We start from the raw sequence: 1051 nt of genomic DNA, 5'->3' as shown, positions 1-1051 counted from the left end.
CAACCAGCACTCCAACCACAACCAGTACTACAACCACAACCAGCACTCCAACCACAACCAGTACTACAACCACAACCAGCACTCCAACCACCAGCAGTACTACAACCACAACCAGCACTCCAACCACAACCAGTGCTCCAACAACCACCAGCACTACAACCACAACAACCACAACAACCCTGGCGAGGACTACCAGCCCTCCAACCATTCCTACTACCAGTACTATCATCACACCACCAGTTCTTCCTAGCTGGTATTGTGACCTGCATCCCCAGAGCCAGCATTGTTCTGATCCTGACCCTGATCCTGATCCAACACCATCCAACCACACCAATAGGACAACTACCAGCACCACCAACCATCCGGATACCAACCCAACCACACCATCTACCTTGGCCAGTAAGGATAGAAACACTATCATCCTAGCCACTGTGTTACCTGGTAGCACTCTCCTGCTTTTCTTGATGGTGCTCATCATTTGGTGCCTCTACAAACCATCACCATCACCAAACCACCAACCAACTTTGGATGACCATTGGGCGTATGGAGGACCAACCTCCAACCCTGCCTACCACCAGTCAACTGAAAACCTGGAGTTAAACGTCATGCATCCGTTCGAGGATGTCAATCTCCAGTGGGAGTAAGGACAAACATCAACTACTCTTGTCCTTTCTGTCCTACTGCAGCAACAGTCAACAACAACAAGCAACAGCAACAACAACACTGCATACTGCACACTGCACACTGCACTCTGACACTCACTAACACTTCACCACAGTGTCTTTAACATTAAGTTAATTCTAAGTTACATTTAAGAAATCTAAATATTTATTTCGATTTAACATTTACATTTAACTTTCTTACAATATTACAGGTGTCTCCTCCTGTGACACATGACATATTGCTGCCATTCCAAATTTTCAATAGCAATGACTGCAATGACATATTGCCTGCCACTCAACTTTTCAATAGATTTCAACCATGTGACAGTCAATTTCCACAGGTGTAAAAATTTAAATTCCAATATTAACTTAACAGTTAGCAGTTACTG

Annotated in this window: 1 protein-coding gene; it reads right to left on the bottom strand. The window is 44.7% G+C overall.

Translation table 11 applies throughout. The features are described from left to right. The coding region (locus ACN0IC_RS15800; RefSeq protein ID WP_416879699.1) for a hypothetical protein at nt 1-478 on the bottom strand (478 nt) is incomplete at its 3' end. Between the last annotated feature and the right edge of the window lie 573 nt (nt 479-1051).

It is taken from the genome of Litorimonas sp. (assembly GCA_029936425.1).
GTDB lineage: Bacteria > Pseudomonadota > Alphaproteobacteria > Caulobacterales > Maricaulaceae > Litorimonas.
Note: the sequence above shows the minus strand (reverse complement) of the source record. Positions and strands in the feature narration are given on the sequence as shown.